Raw genomic sequence first — 22,053 nt, 5'->3', positions numbered from 1 at the left:
TCATTATTTAGCATAATTTAACTATAACAAAATAATTAAATAGTGACCACTGATGCATCTTATTTCTTTGAATCATTGCTATTTACATACTTCACCCTATTAATAACCACTTAAATTAGCAACTGCCTCAATGATATCTAAATCATCTGGTTGTAGTTTTATATACTCTGTACCAATCGCCAGTGCTTGCTCATTTTGACCATTATTCTGGTAGAATAAGAATAACTCACGCATAAAATCGCTATTATCATTAAAAAAGACTTGGGCACTTTCCCAATATTGCTGTGCTAATTTAACTTGATTAGTTTGCGTTAATGATTTAGCAACATTCCAATAAATTTGCGGATCGATTTCATCATTTTGCACGTAAGTACTTAATAACGCAATGTTAGCTTCATCATTATGCACTTGGACATATAAATTTGATAAGTTTAAAACTAATTCCATATCACTTGGTTCAATTTGTAGTCCTTGTTGAAAATAATGTTCCGCTAATGGCATTTGACCTAACTTAATTGCGACTTGCCCAGCTAAACGATAAAGGGTTTCATTAAATTCATCAACAGCTAAACCACTTTGGAATGTCCGTAACGCATCCGCTAATTGATTCGTTTCAACATACGCTTGTCCTAAATAAGGATAGGCACTCGCAAATTGATCATCAGTACTAATTAATTTTTGCAATACCGTGATTGCTTTATCATATTCTTTTAATTGGAAATAAGTAAATCCCAATTGGAAATTAACTTCCGGCGTTAAATTGCTTTCATGAATTTGCTCTAAATAGCCAATTGCATTATCAAAATTACCGGCTTGCGCATAAGCAACTCCAATCCGTGAAACTAGATCAACTCTTGAAAAAGTTTTATTTCCCATCAAGATTAACTCTTTATAGTACTTAATGGCCTCTTTAAAGCGGCGCATATTAAAGTAAAACTCTGCCAAACCAAATAAAATAACTTCTTCATTAGGTGCAATTTGATATGCATTTAATAATTTTTGCTCACTTGCCTCATACAATTCTTCTGTTTGATAAAGATCAGCCATTACTAATAAACTTTCTAGGTAAGCTGGTGAGGTTGCCTCAATTGTGCTTAAGTATCCTAATGCAGCATCAATTTCGCCTTCATCAATCAATACATCCGCTAAGCCTGTTTTTAATTCATCCGCATCAGGGTAACGCTCAATTAATTTTAGATAGGTTCTTTGCGCTTGTTTTAAAAAACCGAGGCCATATAATTCCTCAGCTAAACTAAATAACATATCATCACTATCATTTCTTAATGCTAACCCAAACATTTTTTTAGCATCTTCAAGTTGCCCCTTATCTAAAGCAGCTAACATTTTTTCAGAATAAGTCATTACTAATTTTTCTCCTTTGTATGCTTTAACCATATTACGCAAAAAGAGCGTGGCCCAAAAGTACTAGTTGTCTTTTGTTACGCGCTCTTTTATGAATTTTTACTATCCCTAATTTAAAAGTATGGCGTAATTGGATTAAGCTTTATGCTTGCTATTACTTACGTTCCCGAATAATTAAATGGACAGGTGTTCCAGTAAAATCAAAGGCATTTCTAATTTGATTTTCTAAGAACCGTTGATATGAGAAGTGCATCATCTCTGGATCATTTACAAAAATTACAAATGTTGGTGGTTGAATTGAAACTTGCGTACCATAATAGATGCGCAAGCGTTTCCCATGCACAGTTGGTGTTGGATTTGTAGCAATTGCGTCTAATAGAACCTCGTTCAATACCGAGCTAGCGATTCGCCGTTTATGATTTTGGTCAACCATCTTAATTAATGCTGGTAACTTATCAAGGCGTTGTCGTGTTTTAGCTGAAACAAAGACGATTGGCGCATAATCTAAGTACTTAAATTCATTCCGAATATGTTGCTCAAACTCTTGCATTGTCCGGTTATCTTTTTTCAAGGTATCCCATTTATTAACAACTAAAATAATCGCCCGACCCGCTTCATGCGCATAACCAGCAACATGCTTATCTTGTTCTCGGATGCCTTCTTCCGCATTGATAACCATTAAAATAACATTTGAGTCATCAATGGCCCGCATGGCTCGCATTACGGAATATTTTTCCGTATTTTCATAAATTTTACCACGTTTACGAATACCGGCCGTATCAATCATCACAAATTCATCGCCTTGTTCATCAGTAAAATGGGTATCGATTGCATCACGGGTCGTGCCTTCAATTGGTGAAACAATTACCCGTTCTTCACCTAACAACGCATTCACTAGTGAAGATTTACCCACATTTGGGCGCCCAATTAATGAAAACTTAATTAAATCATCTTCATCTATTTTTTCCATCGCCGGAAATTCTTTAATAACCTGGTCTAATAAATCTCCTAACCCTATTCCATGCGAACCAGAAATTGGATAGGGATCACCAAAGCCTAGTGCATAAAAATCAAAAATATCATTTCGCATTTCGACATTATCAACCTTATTGACTGCCAAAATAACGGGTTTATCGGCGCGATATAAAATCTTAGCCACATGTTCATCAGCATCTGTTAAGCCTTCTTGCGCGCTGACCATAAAAATAATTACATCTGCTTCATCAATTGCGATTTGGGCTTGTTCTGTTATTTGTTTCATGAAAGGTTGATCATCAATGTCAATCCCTCCTGTATCAATCAGGCGAAATTCTCTTGCTAGCCATTCACCCCGTGCATAAATGCGATCACGGGTAACACCGGGAGTATCTTCAACAATTGAAATCCGATCACCCACGACTCGGTTGAAAATCGTTGATTTACCAACGTTTGGGCGTCCAACAATTGCCACTAATGGATATGCCATGTTATCGTTCCTCCTTATAAGGATAAAAGTTTTTAATAAAAAGTAAAAAAGAGACCGGGTCGCCGATCTCTTTTTTCAGAGGCAATTTTACTTGCTAAAATCATCGCCAAGAATGTCTCCAATAGTGAAACCTTCTTCTTCGTCAGCGGTGTAATTTTTAATTTCTGAAGATGAAGCTTGCTTATTATCAGTTTGCTTATCTTCTTTCTTTTCTGAAGCTGGACGTTCTTCCAATGCTTTGATTGAAAGGCTTAAGCGTTGTGCTGCTGGATCAACAGACAAGACCTTAACCTTAACAGTTTCACCTGACTTCAATACTTCAGCTGGTGATTCAACATGCTTGTGTGAAATTTGTGAAATGTGAACCAAACCTTCAACACCAGCAGCAACTTGAACAAACGCACCAAAATCAGTTAAACGCTTAACAGTTCCTTCAAGAACAGTTCCTTCAGGTGCTTCAGTTGCAATTTTTTCCCATGGACCAGGTTGAGTTTGCTTGATTGATAATGAAATACGTTGCTTTTCTTTATCAAGTCCAAGTACTTTAACTTTAACAGTTTCACCAGCTTTTAAGACATCAGCTGGTTTTGAAACGCGGTCATATGAAATTTCAGAAACGTGAACAAGCCCATCAACACCACCAAGGTCAACGAAAGCACCAAAGTCAGTCATACGAGCGACTTTACCTTCTACTACGTCACCTTCATTAAGGGTACCAAATACCTTTTCAATTGCTTCTGAACGTTCTGCATCGATTACAGCCCGACGTGAAAGGATCAAGCGGTTGTCAGCTGGATCAATTTCAACGATTTGGGCCCGCACAGTTTGACCTTTGTATTGATTAAGATCTGAAACAAACCGGTTTTCGATCATTGAAGCAGGAATGAAGCCACGAACACCAGCATCAACTACCAAACCACCGCGAACTGCTTGGATAACAGGAACTTCAAGAACGTCACCAGGTTTGTGATCCTTTTCAATTTTATCCCATGCTAAACGTGCTTCAAGACGCTTCTTAGAAAGAAGGTATGAACCACCTTCTTTATCGCTACCAATTTTACGGATAACGACAAGGTCTAAGACATCGCCAACTTTTAATTCGGCAGTCATATCTGCATCAGGTTTACTTGAGTATTCACGAGCTGGAATAACACCTTCTACACCAGTTCCTTCAATACCAACAATGGCTTGACGTTGATCGTCAAAAACCAAGATTTCACCCTTCACAACATCACCAACTTTAATGTCAGTGGCAGCATCAAGGGCAGCTAATAATTCGTTGTTTTCTTCATTCATGAAAAACAATCCTCCAATAAAACGACTCTAAAGTACATGATACATTACTTTGTCATTTTTTACTATCATTTTATGTTAATTATTTTATTTTATTATTAATGATGGTTGTAATTTCGTTAACAACATCATTGATTGTCACACCAGTTGTATCTACCAAAATGGCATCACTTGCCTGTGTTAGCGGTGATACTTCACGATGTGAGTCAAGGTAATCGCGACGTTCAATCGACGCTTCAATTTCTGCCAACGTTATTTTGGTATCAATTCCCTTTAGTTGGTTCTCACGATAGCGTCGTTGGGCCCGCTCAGCCACACTAGCAACAAGAAAAATTTTAACCGCTGCATGCGGTAAAACCGTTGTCCCAATATCTCGGCCATCCATAATCACGTTGTTTTCATTAGCAATGATGCGTTGGCGTTCAACTAAGTCACGCCGAACAGTTGGTATCGCTGCAATTAACGAAACTAGATTATTAACATGTGATTGACGAATTTCTTCACTAACATCCTGTTCATTTAAAAAAACTAATTGACCATCATCACTTGGCTTAAACGTAATTTGTGTAGCTTGTAAAAGTTGCTGAATAGCGACATCACTAATTTCTGAAGCATCGCCATCAAGATTAATTAGGCCAGCGTTAATTGCCGCTAAAGTAATTGTCCGATACATTGCCCCAGTATCAACATATATATAACTTAAATTTTTAGCGATTATTTTAGCAATTGTTGATTTACCGGCTGACGCAGGGCCATCAATTGCTACTTGAATATTTGTTTTCATTCTATAATCCATACTTTCACATTTATTTATTAATTTTATTTAACTCTTAAAGATTCTCCAACGCCAACACTATTCAAATCAACCCCTGGATTAAGGGTTTGTAATTCAGATAATGACAAATTATGTGCTAAAGCGAGCCGATAGGCATTGATGGTAACTTTAGCATAAGTTTTACCTGATTTTGAACTAGTACTAGCTGACGATTTACTAGCAGCCTTGCTACTTGCTTTTGCAGCTTTACTGCTGGCACTAGCGGCAGCCTTACTGCTAGCCTTAGCTGCAATACTACTACTAATAGCACTTGCTTTACTGCTGGCAGTTGCCAAACTGGCCGCTACACTACTACTGGCACTGTTGCTACTAGCAGCCGCTAGACTAGCCGCTTTACGACTACTTGCTTTTGCAGCTGCCTTTTTAACGGAAGCGCGTGCCGCACGACTAGCAGCCGCTTTACTACTTGATTTATCAGTCGTAATGCTAGTCGTTGGTTTTGATGATGAAACCGTGGTTGTCTGAGTTGCCTGTTGCGTGGGTTCATTTTGTGAATTGATCGCCTTAACAAACCGGTACAATGGCACCATTGAAAGAAAAACCACTGCCAAAATCAAGAGACTCAGAATTAACATTGTGCGTTTACTGCGCTTTCTTGTCGCCATTCGTGAATATGTTGGTTCACTAGTTTCCTCAGTGTTAAATGAAGAATCCCATGGTTGTTTTTTTTGGTCGTCGTTATTCTGACTCATAATGCTCCTCCTAAAAATTTTCAATAATTATTGTACCATATCTTGATTAGAATTAGCGGACGTACTATTAAACATTGTCTTAAGAACTTGCGACCATTTTTGTGGTGTTGCTCTTTTTGTAACCGGCGTACCTTTAACCTTAAGTAAGGCACTCACATCTAATGTCGTAGCTTCTGTTGACCAGTTTTCACTAGCAGCGCCACTTAATCTCGCTTCACCAAATGCCGTTAAAATAAAATTACGCTTATCCACCTGTAAATCAATATACGTTAACATCGTCTTTAAAGCCTTTAAGCGTTGTTTTAACCGTTGTGCTAAAAAGTCAATGACTTCAGGTGCTTGTTGCCCTGTCCTTTGATAATAGCTAAGAACTTTTTGTGTTTGGTGATCAATTTCAGCCGCATTGCCTTGATAATATTGTGTTATCACTGCTTCTGTCGGAATTGTATTATTAATTAGGCTTTGGACTAAAACTTCATCATGTGGTTGATACAATAAAATTGCAATAGCCGCTTGTTGATCACGGCCGGCCCGCCCAATTTCTTGTAAATAACTTGCTAAATCACTGGGTAAATGATAATGAATAATCCAGCGAATATCACTTTTATCAATTCCCATCCCAAAAGCTGAAGTCGCTATAATTATATCAATTTGATTCCGCATAAATTGTTGCTGAATCGCATATCGTTGATCATTTGCTAAATCACCATGGTAGACAGCTACTTTTTTATCAGTTTGCTTTTGCAAAAATGCAACTAACTCATTTGCTTGTCGTTTACTTGACAAATAAACAATCCCGGCCCCAGGTAAAGTTTTAATCAGCGTTAATAACCGGTTTTGTTTTGCCTCTTCATTAATTAGCCGTTCAGTTCGCAAATGAATTTTGGGCCGGTTAACTGAAGCTTGAATTCGGGCGAATGGTTGCTTAAACTGGGCCATAATTTGGGGTTGCATCTGCTGACTAGCTGTAGCTGTGAGCGCTAAGAGTCGTGGCTGGTTTAATTTTTCAAACACGGTCCCAAGTAGCAAATAACTTGGGCGAAAATCAGGCCCCCATTGCACGATACTATGCGCTTCATCAATTACTAATAGTTTAACTTGGCATTGTTGCCTAATAGCTTCCAAAATATATGGTTGGTTTAAGGACTCCGGCGCGATAAAAATATACTGGTATTGCCTTAAATTTTGTAATACCCATTGCCGACTTTCGGGTGTCATCATTGAATTAATGGCCACCGCTTGCTTAAGACCATGATAATTCAACCGTGCAACTTGATCTTGCATTAATGATAATAATGGCGAAACAATTACGGTCGTACCATTTAAATAGCGCCCCGCTATCTCATATAGTAAGCTTTTACCTGTCCCGGTTGGCAAAATTGCTAAGACATTTTGCCCATTAGTAGCCAATAATGTCTTTAATACCGCTAACTGACCCTTACGAAAAGTCGCATACCCATAGTTAGTTTGCAGTAGATGTATTAAAGTTTGCTCTAAATCATTGTCTGTCATCGGCACGCTCCTCATAAAATGCGCATAATTGCCATAATCTAAAATAAGTGAATAAAGCTGGTTGGTTAGCACTACCATATGCTTCAAACGACCAATGCTTAAAATCAGATTGCTTATTAAAACAAGCTGCTAACTTAACTTGTTCAAGTGGTGGGATTAATTTTTTAATGGCTGGTGGTGCCCAATTTTCAAGCATAACGCCCTGTAACAAATGTTCGCGAATTGTTGTTATTTTGAGACGTCGTGCCCGACTAATTGCTTCAATCGAAACCCCCGCTTGCCATAATTCGAGCGTTTTCGCTGCACTTTGTGCTAACAATGAGCGCTTTGCTAGCTGTGCTAATTGGCCAATAATAGTTTGTTCGTTGACACTATAAACTAATAAATCAGCGAACATTGCTAGCTGCCATTGTTGTTTATCAAATAATGTCCATGTTGGTTTTTGCTTTAAATCAGTTAATAACTTACCAGGAATTTGATGTCCAAATAGTGTGGCTACAAAATCATCTGCATCCTTAACTGGTAACGTGGCGAGCCACAAATGCAGCGCTTCTTGCCATTGCTTAATTAAGCGTTCGCGTGGATAGCGTTTTAGCCACTGCTTTATTTGCCACTGCTGCTTAGCTTCAATTTGATATGGATAAAAGTGCCGATTATGATATGCCAATTCTGAAATTGCTTGATTAGCTAATAAAAATATATTTTTAAATGCCAATAAATCATATTTTAAATTAATTGATTGGTTTGGCGGTAAGTAATGCTGGCTTGCGTAATTTGCTTTGCTTATTTGGCCTGCTTTTGTTAATACCAACAAACCAGGCTGTTGCTCTGTAATTAAATTACGCCGTTTTAATGTTTGCTGTATTTGGGCTAAATTAACCTGCGGATATAAACCATACTCTGGCAAAATATTTACCATTAATCCCCAAAAAGTTGTTGAAACAGTTAATGACTTCCCATGCCATATATTAGTAAGCACCTTTAAACGCAGCTCATTATCAAATTTTGTTAACAAATATTCTGCATCCATTCCTAATACCTCACCAGCAATTAATTTTTAAGCCAAGCGTTTTAAACTAGCGATAAAGAAACCATCTGAATTAAAATCATCTGGATAAATGGTTAAAGCCTTGGCTGTTTGGTTAGTTATCACATCATAATCTGTTTTGGTTGGAACCAATTGATAATCAGGATGCTTTGCTAAAAATTCAGCAATAACATCATCGTTTTCGGTTTTTAAAATCGTACAAGTTGAATAGGTTAATAAGCCGCCAATCTTAACTAAATCAGCAATTTCTTCTAGAATTGCTAATTGAATTTTTTGTAAATTCAAACTATCACACATTTGTTTTTCATACCGAATTTCTGGTTTACGACGTAAAAGGCCAAAACCAGAACATGGTGCATCTACTAACACCCGATCAAAAGTCTGTGGTGCATACGTAGTTGTTAATTGCCGGGCATCCCCTACTAATGCATCAACACACTCCGCCACACCCAACCGTGCTGCATTTTGTGCGACTAAATTAACTTTATGCGCATGAATGTCATATGCAAAAACTTTACCACCAGCTTGTGGTGTCAAATAACTCGCAATTTGAGTTGTTTTACCACCCGGTGCAGCACAGGTATCTAACACTTGATAACTGGGTTGATCTATATGCATTGCTTCGGCTACTAACATTGCCGATTCATCTTGAAGTGTAATTGCACCCCTTTGAAAAGCTAAAGTTCCGGCTACAAAACCACCTTTCACCAATAAACCGTCCTTAGCAATTGGGGATGGTGCTACCTCAAAACCGGCACTTTCTAGTTCAGTCGTAATCGTTGTTTTATCAGCTAAAACAGGATTAACTCGCACCGATTGACTAGGAGCTTGATTAATGGTTGCCGCGATTTTTTGAGTTTTTTCCAACCCAATCTGCGCTACTAATTCATCAACTAACCACTTTGGTAAACTAGCTTCAATCGCTAAACGGTCTAAATCATTGGTAATCGCACTGGTTGCTGGGACACCTTGGCGCTTAATTTGGTGTAATACCCCCGTCACAAACCGCCGTTGACCTTCATGGCCACGTAATTTAGCGACTTCAATTGTTTCATCAAAAATGGCATGTATCGGCACTTTATCCAAAAATTTCATTTGGAATAATGCGGTATAGAGCAATTCTCTGATCCATGGTTGCATTTTTTGGGGTTGTTTAACAAATGGCTGTAGCCAATATTCTAGCGTTAGTCGATGTTGAATTACCCCATAAACGAGAGTTGTAAATAATTTCACATCTGTTTGATTAAGGTCATTTTTCTTAATAACAGCATTTAATTGGAGGTTTGAATAAGCTCCGTTTTTAATATTTTCAAGCGTCGTCATCGCTAAATAGCGTGCTGATTGGCGTTTAGTTTTTGGCATTAAAAATCACTTGATCTCCTTCTTCAAAATTAGCATGATTACCATTTAAATAGGCCGTAATATCCATTTTAGGTTTACCCGCGGGTTGTAATGTTTTGACACTAATAATTGAACCTGCACCAGCAGCAAGCCACAATTCATGCTTACTTTTCTTAACCACCATTCCTGGTGCCAACGCTGTTGTGGCTGTAACTACTTCAATGGCTTGGATTTTAGTTCGCACGCCAGCAATAAATGTATGGGCCGTAGGAAATGGATATAGCCCCCGTACGTGCCAATCAATTTTATGGGCGGGTTGTGTAAAATCTAACGCTTCTTGCGCCGGTTGAATATTTGGTGAAAATGTAGCGGCACTTTCAACTTGTGGGACTGGTGTCACTGTCCCATTAATTAATGCTGGTAACGTCGCCATTAAGAGATCGCGCCCCAAATGGCTTAATTTATCAAACATTGTGCCCACATTATCTGTTGGTAAGATTGGTGTTTTAGCAACTGCAAGTACATCACCAGCGTCCATTTGTTTTACCATGTACATAATTGAGACCCCAGTCTCTTGATCACCATTCATAATAGCATAATGCACTGGTGCACCACCTCGATATTTTGGCAATAATGAAGCGTGTACATTAATTGCTGCCATTTTTGCTGCTGCCAGTAATTTAGTGGGTAAAAATTGGCCATAGGCAGCTGTAATAATTAAATCAGGGGCTAAGTCAATAAGTTGTCCCATTTCAGGTGACCCACTAATTTTTTCCGGTTGTAAGATTAACAAATCATGCGCTAACGCCACTTCTTTAACTGGTGATGGCGTTAAAATGTGCTTGCGTCCAACCTTGCGGTCTGGTTGGGTCACAACGGCGATGACTTCATACTGTTCATCAGCCAGTAAAGCTTCTAGAATTGGTGCGGAAAATGTTGGTGTTCCCATAAAAACAATTTTGGTCATTAGTTATTCCTCAATTTTTCTGTTTACATAAAGTTCAGTGGTTCGCGATCAATAATTAATTGCATACCATTGCGACTATTAGCCTGAGCAATTAATTGTAACTCTTGCATTACTTGCTCAACTATTGGTACATTTTGATACTTCAAGATTATTTGGTAATAAAAACGATTCTTAATGCGCGCAATTGAACGTGGCGTTGGTCCTAAGATGGTCACTTCGGCAGTAAGTCGTTGCCGTAACCACTGGCCAATTTTGGTCATCATTAATGCCGCCGTTCGTTCATCAGCATGGCTAGCTTGAATTTTTATTGTAAAATAATACGGTGCATATTTAGCAAGGTGTCTGATTTGCATTTCATAACGATAGAATTTTTCATAATCATGTGCTTGCGCCATTTTAATTGCATAGTGCGTTGGGTTATATGTTTGGATAAAAACTGTCCCTGGTTTATCAGCTCGCCCCGCTCGCCCAGCAACTTGCGTTAAAAGTTGAAATGTCCGCTCAGACGCGCGAAAATCGGGAATACCTAATCCAGTATCAGCATTCAAAACCCCAACTAACGTTACATCTGGAAAGTCTAGTCCTTTAGCAATCATTTGCGTCCCTAACAGAATATCGGCTTCATGGTTACCAAAAGCCTTTAGTAACTTTTCATGGGCCCCCTTTTTACTAGTTGTGTCTAAATCCATACGAATTACGCGCGCCGTTGGTAGTAATTTTTGTAACTCAATTTCCACTTTTTGTGTCCCTGTTCCATAGTATTTAATCGCTTTACTCCGACAATTAGGACATTGCGTGGGAATTGCTTCTTCATGCCCACAATAATGACATTTTAACGTCTTAGTATCCATATGCAAGGTTAGCCCAATATCACAGTTTGGACACTGAACAACCAAACCACAGTCACGACACATCACGAAACTAGAAAAACCCCGCCGATTTAATAACAATACACTTTGCTCATGTTGGGCCATTCGTTCCTTAATTGCTACCAATAATTCATCAGCCACGCTTTGTTCTTTGGCATGCATAATTTTTTGCCGTAGATCGATTAATTTAACTTCAGGCAAGGCTTGTTGATTAATGCGTTCTGTTAACATTAATAATTGATAGACGCCCTTTTGTGCCCGTGCACGACTTTCAAGTGAGGGCGTCGCCGATCCTAAAATTAATGGTGCATTATAATAAGCACTCCGCCACTTGGCAACATCGCGTGCATGGTAGCGTGGATTCTCATCTTGCTTATAACTGGCTTCATGCTCCTCATCCATAATGATAATACCAATATTTTCTAATGGGGCAAAAATAGCTGAACGCGCACCAATGACAACCGTTGCTTCCCGTCTTTCAATGCGCCGCCATTCATCAAACCGTTCGCCTGCTGATAAACCTGAGTGTAAAACAGCTACCTTTGTCCCAAAACGCTTCTTAACCCGGTGCATCATCTGTGGGGTTAATGAAATTTCTGGTACTAACATTAATGCTGTTTTGCCATGTTGCAATTCATAATCAATCGCTTGCAAATAGACTTCGGTTTTTCCAGAACCAGTCACCCCTTCTAGCAAAAAAGTTGTGGGTGTTCCACTAGCGGCTTTAATTTTTTGCAAAGCCTTTGCTTGTTGAGAATGTAATACTTTAGGTTGATCAGGCTGCACTATGGTTTTTGATGGTTGGCGATAAATTTCAATGGGTTGTTTGCTAGCCCACCCTTGTCTAACGGCTGTATTAATCACGGCATTACTAAGTGCTAACCGGTCTCTTAATTGGTGTTGGCTGACCACTTCACCTGGTTCGAGTGTTTGTAAATAGCTTAGTAACTTATTTTGTTGCTTAGCATTTGCTCGTAGGCCCAATTTAATATCTTCTAATTGTTCAAAACTAAGTGAGGTTTGGATACCACTTTCTGTTTTAACTTTTGCTTTACTAGTAACTTCATATGTAACTACCACTTGTTTGTTGCGTCTTAATTTAGCTAATTGAGCTAGGCTCGTGGCTGTAAGAGTATTTTCATCAAAGATAATTCGCTCTTGTCCGTGAAAAATACCGTATAAAATTTCATCATCAACTTCATCAACTAATTGAAGATATCGTGTGTATTTAGCGCGCATCACATTCGGCAACATTGCTTGTAAAATACTAATTCGAAAGCTAAACGTCCAATTTGCTAACCAATCGGAGAGTTTTAATAATTCTGCATTAACAATTGGATACAAATCTAAAATTTGACTAATTGCTTTCAACTCACCATCAAACCCATTTAAATCAGTTGTCAAAAGGCCAACAACAAACCCTTGGACCTTTCGCGCACCTTGTCCAAATGGCACAACCACACGCATTCCCACCACAACATACTGACGTAATTCTTCCGGAATAGCATAGGTGTATGGCTGATTGGTTTGCCTCGTTGGGACATCGACCACTACTTGCGCTAACATTCCTCCACCCCCTTTGTTAAAAAATAAAAACTCCCGACATAGCGAGAGCTTAGTTTAACATGTTTTACTCATTATTTGTGCGAAAGCCACCGTCAACTAATTCAGGGATAGTATCACCTGAATCATCATCGTTTGCTAAACCACTAAAGCGCCCTAAAATTGTTAAAATTAAATAACATAGTGCAAAATAGTAAGCATACTGATGATTATTTGTCTGCCAAATTAAGTTACCAAGTGTAAAAAAGACTGGAAAAACCCATACTAACCACCATGATAAATAATTACGTTTTAAATAACGACCACTTAGAAATGCAAAAATAAAATTAATCACAGTTAATAACCATATTTCTTTTTGCGCTGTTGCGATATTCAAACCATTTGCCAAATTTGGTAATACTATCGCAAATAAAAAAGTAATTGCTAAGAATTTTATATTATAGCGCTTAAATAATTTTGGCATCTTTTTTCTCACTTTCATAAATCACCTAACTATTGATTATAGCAAATTTTAAGCAAGTTCCATAGCAAAACTTATTGCACTTAACCAATAAAGCGGTGCAGTTTCCGTACGTAAAATGCGTGGCCCCAAGCCCGCAACTTGATAACCAATCGTTGTTAATTGTGCTACTTCCTTAGGACTAAGCCCACCTTCGGGACCAAAGACACACGCGATTGTTTCACCATATTGGGTATCTGCTAATACTTGAGCGAGAGTCGCTTTTTCACCATCTTTAGCGGCCTCTTCCCAAGCAATTAATTTATGATCAAAAGTTAAGGCTAAAATCGTGGTTAAACTAGGCGCATACTTAATCGTGGGGATAATGGTCCGATGAGCTTGTTCCGCGGCGCCATTAGCAATTTTTTGTAAGCGTTCGATTTTTTTGGCTGCTTTACCATCCCATTTGGCAACACTCCAGTCGGTAGCCACAAAAATAATTTCCGTTACCCCTAACTCTGTTGCTTTTTGCACAACTAATTCTGCTTTTTTGTCCCCTTTTGGAACACCAGCGATAATAGTGGCCGCAACAGGAAGTTCGACGTGACTATCAATATTTGCTAATTTTTCAAGCACTAATGCACCACTTTCCTTAGCAATTACTTGCCCAATAAAAACTGTTTGATCAGGTAATACAAATTCAGCTTTCGTACCAATTACTGCCCGTAGCACAGTTGCCAAATGATGGTTAATATCCGCTGGTAATGTAAACTGGTTTTCGACGACTGTCGGTAAAAAATAACGTTGCATATTTGCCTATCCTCTAACTTTAATCACTAGCCCTGGGCCGTAAATTGATTGCTTTCATTGACAGCTGGTTTATGGGCAATTAGGCCACACCAGTCACCAATTTTTAATTGTTGATCTACAATGAAGCCTTGCTTTGTTTGTTGTTCAATAATCAAATCCAACTTATCAGCAATAATACCACTAGTTAAAAAGTGGCCACCAGGTCTTAACTTAGCCCATGCTTGGGGAATAAGCGGTACAATCACTTCGGCCAAAATATTAGCTACAATCAAATCAACATTGGTCTGTTCAACATCGGCTAATAAATCAGAGACTTTCACCGTAACATCTTGGGCAATTGGATTTAAGGCTAAATTTTCTTTGGCTTTATCGACGGCAACTTGATCAATATCTGTTGCCGTAATCTGTTTAACACCAAGGTGTTTAGCAGCGATGCTTAAAACACCAGAACCAGTTCCCACATCAAGCATCGTTTCAGATCCTCTAACGATGATGGTTAAAGCTTCAATCATTAGGCGGGTTGTCGGATGAGTCCCCGTTCCAAAAGCCATCCCCGGATCAAGCACAATCAATTGTTCTTGTGTTTGAACTTTTTGATAGTCATCCCAAGCCGGGACAATCGTTAAATGCCGCGTTAAACGCACTGGCCGATAGTACTTTTTCCATGCTGTGGCCCAATGATCATCGGCAAGAGCTTTAACCTTAACCGTACCGGGGGCATATGCTAAACCAAATTCAGCTAATTGCTTGATTTTATTTTCAATAACAGGTAAGGCTTCAGTCACAAAAACATCTTGTGGAAAATAGCCGATTACTTTTGCACCAGTTTGTTGGTATTTTATCTCATCCCAGTCAATCACAACAGTTTCATCTGCTTTTTGATAATTTTGGATATCTTGTGAATCATCGATTTGAATGCCACTGGCACCTTGTTCCGTTAAAATATTAGCGATTGCTTCCACCGCTTCACTTGTCGTTAACACATCGACTTGTGTCCATTCCATAATCGTATTTCTCCTAAGTCTTTAGCTTAATTTTCCCTTGATTATTATCAATTTTCAGTATGGGTTGGCCGCTTTCAATCGAATGATATAGATTATAGTAAATTTTCTGATTAACATTAATAATGCCATTATCATTATTAATGCTATATCCACCCACACGATTATTATTTAAGCTAATATTACTGGCTTGACTAATTACTTGGCTATTATTATGCCAAATGATTGTGTCTAAAGCTACATTACTATTATTGCTTGCTAAAGTCATTTGTGCAACTGATGATTTACTTATTTTTAAGTGCGTTTTAACCGTTTGGCCAGCTAATTGCTTAATACTACTATTTTTAATCACTAGGTGCCCCTTGTTAATTTGTAAAGTAACTTTTTTTACATTAACTTGCTTAATGTTAGTATTACTAGTCTTGTTTTTTAAGACTAGTTGCTGTAACTGCTTATTTTTGGGGATTTTTAACGTTATTTTAGAGACTTGCTGTCGACCAAATTGTAGCTGATATCCTGTTAGTTTAGCAGCATTACTGATTTTTAACACACCTTTACTAAGCCTTATTTTCGGATAATTACGAGTTTGGGCAGTTCTTTTAATATGGCCTGTTTTAGCATTGGTAGGGATAATCGTAAGATCATACCCTTTAACGTCCACGATAATTTGCTTTAAATTAGTTGGTATCTCTTGTTGTTTAGTTTGCAATCGATTAATTTTAAAACCACGTTGCCAATACACGCCAGTATCAGTTGCTGGCTGAAATTGCTTAATTAAAACTAACCCTATCCCTCCTAAAATAATTAGCCCACTTCCACTCAAAAAAAGTTTGCTGATTTTCACAGCCGTGCCTCCTTGCGTTTGTGTCGTTTAATAATGACTTTCCGGCCTAAATATTTACTAGTTTTTAATCCTAAATGCACTAAATTAATGACTAACCACCAACAGCTTGGTAGAAGTACAAGTAGTAATCCCAGTCCAACTGCACTGACACAGATAAAATATAAACCGGACCACATTGATTGTGAAAATACTTCAATTCCACCAACAAAGGCCATTATAACTGTCACACTACCACTGATTAGTCCTATGGCAATCACCAAAACAAACGTTAAAACAACTAATACTATTAAGGTTAAAAGTACCAGTAATACGATAATAACCGGTAAAGTAATTGGTGAAGCAATAATCCCTAACACGATTAGCCAAAACAATCGTAAAGGATGCTTAGATTGTTGGTTAGTTCCCAAATCGAGGTTATTATCAAGCAAACATATTGAGTAATCTGCTAAAATTTGGCGCGCTAGGCGTTTAGGATAGCCTAATTCCTGACATAATTGCTCATAAGTTATTAATTGATTACTTTTAGCATATTGTAAATAATACTGCAACACATCTGCTTGTTCAGCTGACGTTAATGACAATAAAGATTGTTGTAATTCTGTAAAATAATGGTCAGCAGTCTTAGCTTGCACATTATCCCCCCCTATGTAATTTAAACGCTATATCATTTTAATTATACGGCAGACTGCTTTTAAAAAGCATATATTATGTTCAGTTTCATAAAAAGCAACTAATTAATTAGCATTTAGCAAAAAAAGCCATATCCTAAACCAAATTGGGTTAGGATATGCTCCTTAGTTTTGATGATATAAAATTTCTATCTAAAAAATAAATAAGCCAGTTTTAAATAACAAATTTTTTAGTTAGTACTTGTTGCTTTAGTCGTTGCTTTAGTCGTTGCTTTAGTTGTTGTTTCTGTTGTCTTTGTTGCTTTAGCTTTTTTCAAAGTGATACTTTTTGTAACTTGCTTTTTATTGTAAGTTACTTTAATAGTAACCTTTTTACCGAGCATTGATGAATAAAGTTCTTCGCTAAAGCTACCATCTGCCTTAGCTATTTTTTTAGTTATTAAATCCTTACCAGCATAAAAACGAACCGTTGCTTTAGGTGTTGCTGTTCCAGTAATCGTCGTTGAACCTGCTTTAATCGTATTAAGCTTCAACAATGGTTTAGTGCTCGTCGTAGTGGTTGTTTTCTTAGTCGTAGCTGGGCCAGCTAAAACAACTAATTGTCGGGTCCGCACACCGTTTTTGGCAGCACTCACTAAAATAGTTTTACCGGCATTTTGACTGAAAAATTTTTGACTAAATTTATTTGTTTTAATGTTTAAAATGCGCCCCACCAAAGTCGCATTTGATTTTGTTACTTTGTTACTATTATCATTTACCACGTAAAATCTTAAATTAGCGCCTTTAGTAACCTTACCCGTCAAAGTATATGAACCTTTGATTTGTTTGTTAATTACCAACTTTGGTGCTTTAACAGTTGTCTTTTTGGTAGTATTGATTGTTCTTACGGTAGTTGTTGTTGCGGCATTAATTTGTTGATCGCCGACAAAAATTGTTGTTGCTAGGGCTGCACCCAAAAGGGCTGAAGCGAAAAATTTATTACGCATGTTTTTACTCCTAAATAATATCGTTAAGATTGTGTACACCTAAGTATTACATCATTTCATTTATCCTGACAATACTTTTTAGCCATTTATTTCTTAAGTTTTAATTAAAAACTTATTACTTAATTAAAATGTATGGCTTCGTCTTATATTAAGTAGCCATATTCCAACGTAAAATACATGTATAATTAGCAAAAAGGACCAAATCTTTACCAATTTAGCCCCTTTTCCTATTTTTATCTTCGTAATTATCTTTAGATTCCTATTTTGCTAGCAAGGAGGACAGCCAAAGCAAGATCAACTAAACTAGCTAATTACTACCTACATAGGTTTTATCAATCTTCTTTTGTTTTATTTTTTTGCCGATGATGTTGCACCCCGACAATTACTAACATAATTATCCCTACGCAAGCTGCTCCACCAATAAAGGTTAATAGTAAACTTAAAAACACACGTATTACTCCTAGTTCCTGTTATTCAAAACCCACCGTTGTCATTGATGCTTGGTATAACGCCACGACATCATCACTTGTCATCGGTACATAAGCTACTTTGTCTAAATGTTTTAATGTTACGGCACTTTGAGCCATAACAGCGAAGTTTTCATTCGATTCAATTCCTAACGCTGTTAGCGTTGTTGGGGCTTGCAATGCCTTAATCCAATCATACGTTGCTTGAATCGCTGCTTGCGCTACCGCAACATCGCTCCCAACTAGGTGCCATACATTGCGCCCATACCGAGCAAATTTAGCTTCGGTTTGTGCATTAAGGGCAAATCGCATCCACCGTGGGGTTAAAACACCTAGCCCCATTCCATGCGTTACATCATAATAAGCTGATAACTCATGTTCAATCCCATGAACCGTCCATCCATTTTCTTTTCCAGTACGAACTAAGCCATTTAAAGCCATCGTGGATGACCACATTAAATTAGCTCGAGCATCATAATTGTCAGGTTCATTCAAAGCAACGGGGGCCCACTTAATAACCGTGCGCATTAGGCCTTCCATCATACCATCTTGGACATCTGTATTTTCTGCTTGATCAAAATACTGTTCCGTTAAATGACTTAAAATATCGATTGATCCGGCAGCAGTTTGCCACTTAGAAACACTATATGTCAGTGTTGGATCTAAAAATGAAACAACTGGTGAATTTGGACCACTAGTTCCTAATTTTTGGTGTGTTTCAGGATTAGAAATAACTGAATTTTTATTCATTTCACTACCCGTCGCTGCCAAGGTTAAAATATCAACAACTGGTAATTGTTTAAGCGTCTGGCGTATTTTAGTATTCAAGACTAAATCCCATGGTTTACCGTCATAATAGTGAGCTGAAGCAATTAGTTTACTTGCATCAATTACTGAGCCACCACCAATTGATAATATCACATCGATATTATGGGCTTTAGTCATTTTTTGGCCCGCTTCAATTGAAGTCACTTTTGGATTTGGTGCAATCCCTCCTAATTCAAAAACATTTAAATCAGGTAATTGGTGCATTACACGTTCATACAAACCATTCTTTTTGATTGAACCACCACCATAAACTAATAAAACATTCTGACCATAGCTTGCTAAAACATCATGTAAATGGGCCTCGATTTGATCTGTACCAAAGCGAATATCTGTGAAATTATTAAAATTAAAATTCCGCATTAGCTACTCCTTAAAATCATTATTTAGTGCGTATTTTTATACATATAAGCACGACTCATTGGTAACCCTGTACCAGATGCGCCCTTCGTTAATAAAAATTGAATTACATCAATATTACCACTTTCAAAAGAAGCTGCACACCCTTGTAAATATAAATCCCATGCTCGCGCAAATGGACGGCCATATTCTTGCTCTGTTTCCGCAAACACTTTTAAATAGTTTGCTGACCAATGCTCTAGTGTTTTTTGATAATGCCGGCGCAATGGTTCTAAATCATCAAGTTGCAAATGGGCGTCCATAATATGTTGCACATTTTCCGCAATATTGGGAATATAGCCTCCGGGAAAAATATACTTTTGAATAAATGGATCAACCCCAGCACCAGCGTGTTGCCCAGTAATACCATGAATCAATGCTCGACCAGTAGGTTTTAAATATTGAGCAACTTTTTCAAAATATAAGCCCAAATTTTCCTTACCAACATGTTCAAACATCCCGATTGATGTGACATAATCAAACGTTTGCCCGGTTAATTCGCGATAATCAATCAATTTTACTTTGACTTTATCGCTTAATCCCAATTCATCTATCCGCTTAGTTGCGAAAGCATATTGTTCCTCAGACAAAGTCACACCCAATGCATTCAACCCATATTCTTGCGCTGCCTTAATAATTAAGGTCCCCCAACCACAACCAATATCCAATAGTGTTTGGCCTGGCTGACTATGTAATTTATCTAAAATATGATGAACCTTGGCAATCTGGGCCGCTTTTAATGTCATATTTTCATCAGGCCAATAAGCGGCTGAATATGTCATTGTTTCATCTAACCATTTATTATAAAAATCATTCCCAATATCATAATGTTGGTGAATATCTGCTTTTGAGGTTATCTCATTGTGACTATGGACCATTTTACCAAGCATTTTTGTAAAGATACTTTGATCAGTCAAAAAACTATCTTTTCGTCGATACGCAGCTGTAATTAATGCTTGAATGCTCCCGTCAATTTCAATTTCTTCATGCATATAAGCCTCGGCTAACACGAGAGTTGGCATTTTGCGAACCGCGTTTAAGTCGAGTTTTTTATTAAACTTAATTTTAACTTGTGGTAACCCATCACCGTATACCGTTGATGAATTATCCCAATATGTCACCATTACGGGGATATCAAATGCGTTGGCTAATAATTTGCTAAGAACTTGTTTTTCAAGCATGATTACAATTCTACTCCTTCTTTACCGTTATCTTCTTATGCTCAATGGCTTTAAGGTTGCCATTCAAGTGGATGGTAATTTTAAAGCCATTGATTACTTTTACATAATACTCCTATTTGAAATTATTATAAAAGTAAAATTTTAAATTACTTCCTTTTTGTCTATATAATTTTTCGCTTTTATCTAAAAAATCAACTATAATTATTATTAACAAGAGAACATTAGTTATTAAATAATTATAATTACACCGGAGGTTTTTGTTTTAATATGGTCAAATTATTTGCCTATGGCATTCGTGATGATGAGAAAAATGCGTTAACAACGTGGCGCAACCAACATCCTGAAGTTGAATTAGCCTATACTGATGAACTTGTTATGCCATCAACGGCTGCTTTAGCGAATGGTGCAAGTGCAGCCGTTGTCTATCAACAGCTTCCTTATACCCGCGAAACATTAGCTGCGCTAGCCCAAAATGGGGTCAAAAGTATTTCATTAAGAAACGTTGGTACTGACAACATTGATTTTGATGCTGCCAGAGAATTTGGTTTGCAAGTTTCTAACGTCCCCGTATACTCACCTAATGCAATTGCTGAGCATTCAATAATTCAAATGAGTCGCTTACTACGCCAAACTAAAGCCATGGATGCCAAAGTGGCTAAACATGATTTGCGTTGGGCACCCACAATTGGTCGGGAAGTTCGCATGCAAACAGTCGGGGTAATTGGAACTGGTCATATTGGCCGCGTGGCCATTAAAATTTTGCAAGGCTTTGGAGCCAATGTTATCGCCTTTGATCCCTACCCTAATCCTGAATTAGCACAATCAGGAATTTATGTCGATCGACTTGAAGAGTTATATGCTCAGGCCGATGTGATTAGTCTCTATGTTCCTGGGGTTCCCGCTAACTATCATTTAATTGATGCTGCCGCCATTGCCCAAATGAAACCTGGCGTTGTTTTAGTCAATGTTTCCCGGGGAAATTTGATGGATTTAGATGCCATCATTGCCGGCTTAAATAGTGGCCAAATTGGTGACTTTGCGATGGATGTTTATGAAGATGAAGTTGGCTTATTCAATGAAGATTGGTCAGATAAACCATTCCCCGATCCGAAAATTGCTGCCTTAATTAAGCAAGAAAATGTCTTAGTAACACCCCATACTGCTTTTTACACGACTAAAGCGGTCTATGAAATGGTTACCCAATCACTAGATGCAGCTTTAATGTTTGCAACTGGTCAAACGCCAGCCATTGCCGTTGAATACTAAAATTGACTGTTAATTTAAATGATGCCACTACACAAAAAAATTAATAAAAGGCATTGTTATTAACAAGTATTAGTAAAAATAAGGGTTGTAACATAATGACCGCTTAAATAAAAAACATCTCCATTTTTTGGTACTGATATGCATGACTATGTCGTGTCTAGCAGTTGAACTGAACCCCTCGAATTGGAGTAAATCCAATCGAGGGGTTTTCTTATGTATTTTTCTCAACAAACAAAACTTAATGCAATTCTTGAGTATC

The 22,053-nt window shown here is 37.7% G+C and carries 19 protein-coding genes; 1 reads left to right on the top strand and 18 read right to left on the bottom strand.

All coding sequences use genetic code 11. The features are described 5' to 3' along the window. Positions 1-99: 99 nt before the first annotated feature. From JOC59_RS07000 to JOC59_RS06915, 18 genes are all read right to left on the bottom strand, one after another. Entirely contained in the window at positions 100-1,362 is a 1,263-nt protein-coding gene (locus tag JOC59_RS07000) for a tetratricopeptide repeat protein (protein WP_205144085.1), read from the bottom strand. A gap of 154 nt (positions 1,363-1,516) precedes the next feature. After that, positions 1,517-2,827: a ribosome biogenesis GTPase Der gene (der, locus tag JOC59_RS06995; RefSeq protein WP_205144084.1), complete on the bottom strand. Its 1,311-nt coding sequence runs from the start codon at positions 2,825-2,827 to the stop codon at positions 1,517-1,519. Positions 2,828-2,914: 87 nt separating this feature from the next. After that, positions 2,915-4,123 (bottom strand): 30S ribosomal protein S1, encoded by a 1,209-nt coding sequence (rpsA, locus tag JOC59_RS06990; protein WP_205144083.1) that lies wholly within the window; start codon positions 4,121-4,123, stop codon positions 2,915-2,917. A 79-nt stretch (positions 4,124-4,202) separates the two neighbouring features. Next, complete coding sequence (gene cmk / locus JOC59_RS06985) at positions 4,203-4,904, bottom strand: (d)CMP kinase (protein WP_205144082.1); 702 nt, start codon at positions 4,902-4,904, stop codon at positions 4,203-4,205. Between the two features lie 35 nt (positions 4,905-4,939). Continuing rightward, on the bottom strand, positions 4,940-5,647 hold the full coding sequence (locus JOC59_RS06980; protein WP_205144081.1) for a hypothetical protein: 708 nt from the start codon (positions 5,645-5,647) through the stop codon (positions 4,940-4,942). A gap of 27 nt (positions 5,648-5,674) precedes the next feature. Continuing rightward, on the bottom strand, positions 5,675-7,159 hold the full coding sequence (locus tag JOC59_RS06975) for a RecQ family ATP-dependent DNA helicase (protein ID WP_205144080.1): 1,485 nt from the start codon (positions 7,157-7,159) through the stop codon (positions 5,675-5,677). Continuing rightward, a complete protein-coding gene (locus tag JOC59_RS06970) occupies positions 7,146-8,189 on the bottom strand; it encodes a helix-turn-helix domain-containing protein (protein ID WP_205144079.1) in 1,044 nt (347 codons plus the stop codon). Before JOC59_RS06970 ends, JOC59_RS06975 begins: the two co-directional genes overlap by 14 nt. Before the next feature lie 27 nt (positions 8,190-8,216). Further along, the gene (gene rsmB, locus JOC59_RS06965) at positions 8,217-9,569 is read right to left on the bottom strand and encodes a 16S rRNA (cytosine(967)-C(5))-methyltransferase RsmB (protein ID WP_205144078.1); all 1,353 of its coding nucleotides are present in this window, start codon (positions 9,567-9,569) and stop codon (positions 8,217-8,219) included. Continuing rightward, the gene (fmt, locus tag JOC59_RS06960) at positions 9,556-10,515 is read right to left on the bottom strand and encodes a methionyl-tRNA formyltransferase (RefSeq protein ID WP_205144077.1); all 960 of its coding nucleotides are present in this window, start codon (positions 10,513-10,515) and stop codon (positions 9,556-9,558) included. Before fmt ends, rsmB begins: the two co-directional genes overlap by 14 nt. 23 nt (positions 10,516-10,538) lie before the next feature. After that, a complete protein-coding gene (gene priA, locus JOC59_RS06955; RefSeq protein ID WP_205144076.1) occupies positions 10,539-12,950 on the bottom strand; it encodes a primosomal protein N' in 2,412 nt (803 codons plus the stop codon). A 64-nt stretch (positions 12,951-13,014) separates the two neighbouring features. Then, positions 13,015-13,410 carry a hypothetical protein gene (locus tag JOC59_RS06950; RefSeq protein WP_205144075.1) on the bottom strand — a complete coding sequence of 132 codons (396 nt, stop codon included), beginning with the start codon at positions 13,408-13,410 and terminating at the stop codon, positions 13,015-13,017. Positions 13,411-13,458: 48 nt separating this feature from the next. Beyond that, positions 13,459-14,196, bottom strand: coding sequence for an RsmE family RNA methyltransferase (locus JOC59_RS06945; RefSeq protein ID WP_205144074.1), 738 nt, complete (start codon positions 14,194-14,196; stop codon positions 13,459-13,461). Positions 14,197-14,222: 26 nt separating this feature from the next. Further along, positions 14,223-15,200: a 50S ribosomal protein L11 methyltransferase gene (gene prmA / locus JOC59_RS06940; protein WP_205144073.1), complete on the bottom strand. Its 978-nt coding sequence runs from the start codon at positions 15,198-15,200 to the stop codon at positions 14,223-14,225. A 13-nt stretch (positions 15,201-15,213) separates the two neighbouring features. Beyond that, positions 15,214-16,041 carry a DUF4097 family beta strand repeat-containing protein gene (locus JOC59_RS06935; RefSeq protein ID WP_205144072.1) on the bottom strand — a complete coding sequence of 276 codons (828 nt, stop codon included), beginning with the start codon at positions 16,039-16,041 and terminating at the stop codon, positions 15,214-15,216. Further along, positions 16,038-16,673, bottom strand: coding sequence for a DUF1700 domain-containing protein (locus JOC59_RS06930; protein WP_205144071.1), 636 nt, complete (start codon positions 16,671-16,673; stop codon positions 16,038-16,040). The genes JOC59_RS06935 and JOC59_RS06930 overlap by 4 nt, the downstream gene beginning before the upstream one ends. A gap of 227 nt (positions 16,674-16,900) precedes the next feature. Beyond that, complete coding sequence (locus JOC59_RS06925) at positions 16,901-17,656, bottom strand: hypothetical protein (RefSeq protein WP_205144070.1); 756 nt, start codon at positions 17,654-17,656, stop codon at positions 16,901-16,903. 470 nt (positions 17,657-18,126) lie between these two features. After that, the gene (locus JOC59_RS06920; protein ID WP_205144069.1) at positions 18,127-19,311 is read right to left on the bottom strand and encodes an iron-containing alcohol dehydrogenase; all 1,185 of its coding nucleotides are present in this window, start codon (positions 19,309-19,311) and stop codon (positions 18,127-18,129) included. A 23-nt stretch (positions 19,312-19,334) separates the two neighbouring features. Then, entirely contained in the window at positions 19,335-20,528 is a 1,194-nt protein-coding gene (locus tag JOC59_RS06915) for an SAM-dependent methyltransferase (RefSeq protein ID WP_205144068.1), read from the bottom strand. A gap of 267 nt (positions 20,529-20,795) precedes the next feature. Here JOC59_RS06915 and JOC59_RS06910 point away from each other — a divergent pair, with 267 nt between their 5' ends. Then, entirely contained in the window at positions 20,796-21,794 is a 999-nt protein-coding gene (locus tag JOC59_RS06910) for a D-2-hydroxyacid dehydrogenase (protein WP_205144067.1), read from the top strand. Positions 21,795-22,053: the final 259 nt, after the last annotated feature.

It is taken from the genome of Periweissella beninensis (assembly GCF_016908275.1).
Lineage (GTDB): Bacteria > Bacillota > Bacilli > Lactobacillales > Lactobacillaceae > Periweissella > Periweissella beninensis.
This window is presented reverse-complemented; position numbering and strand designations above follow the sequence as displayed.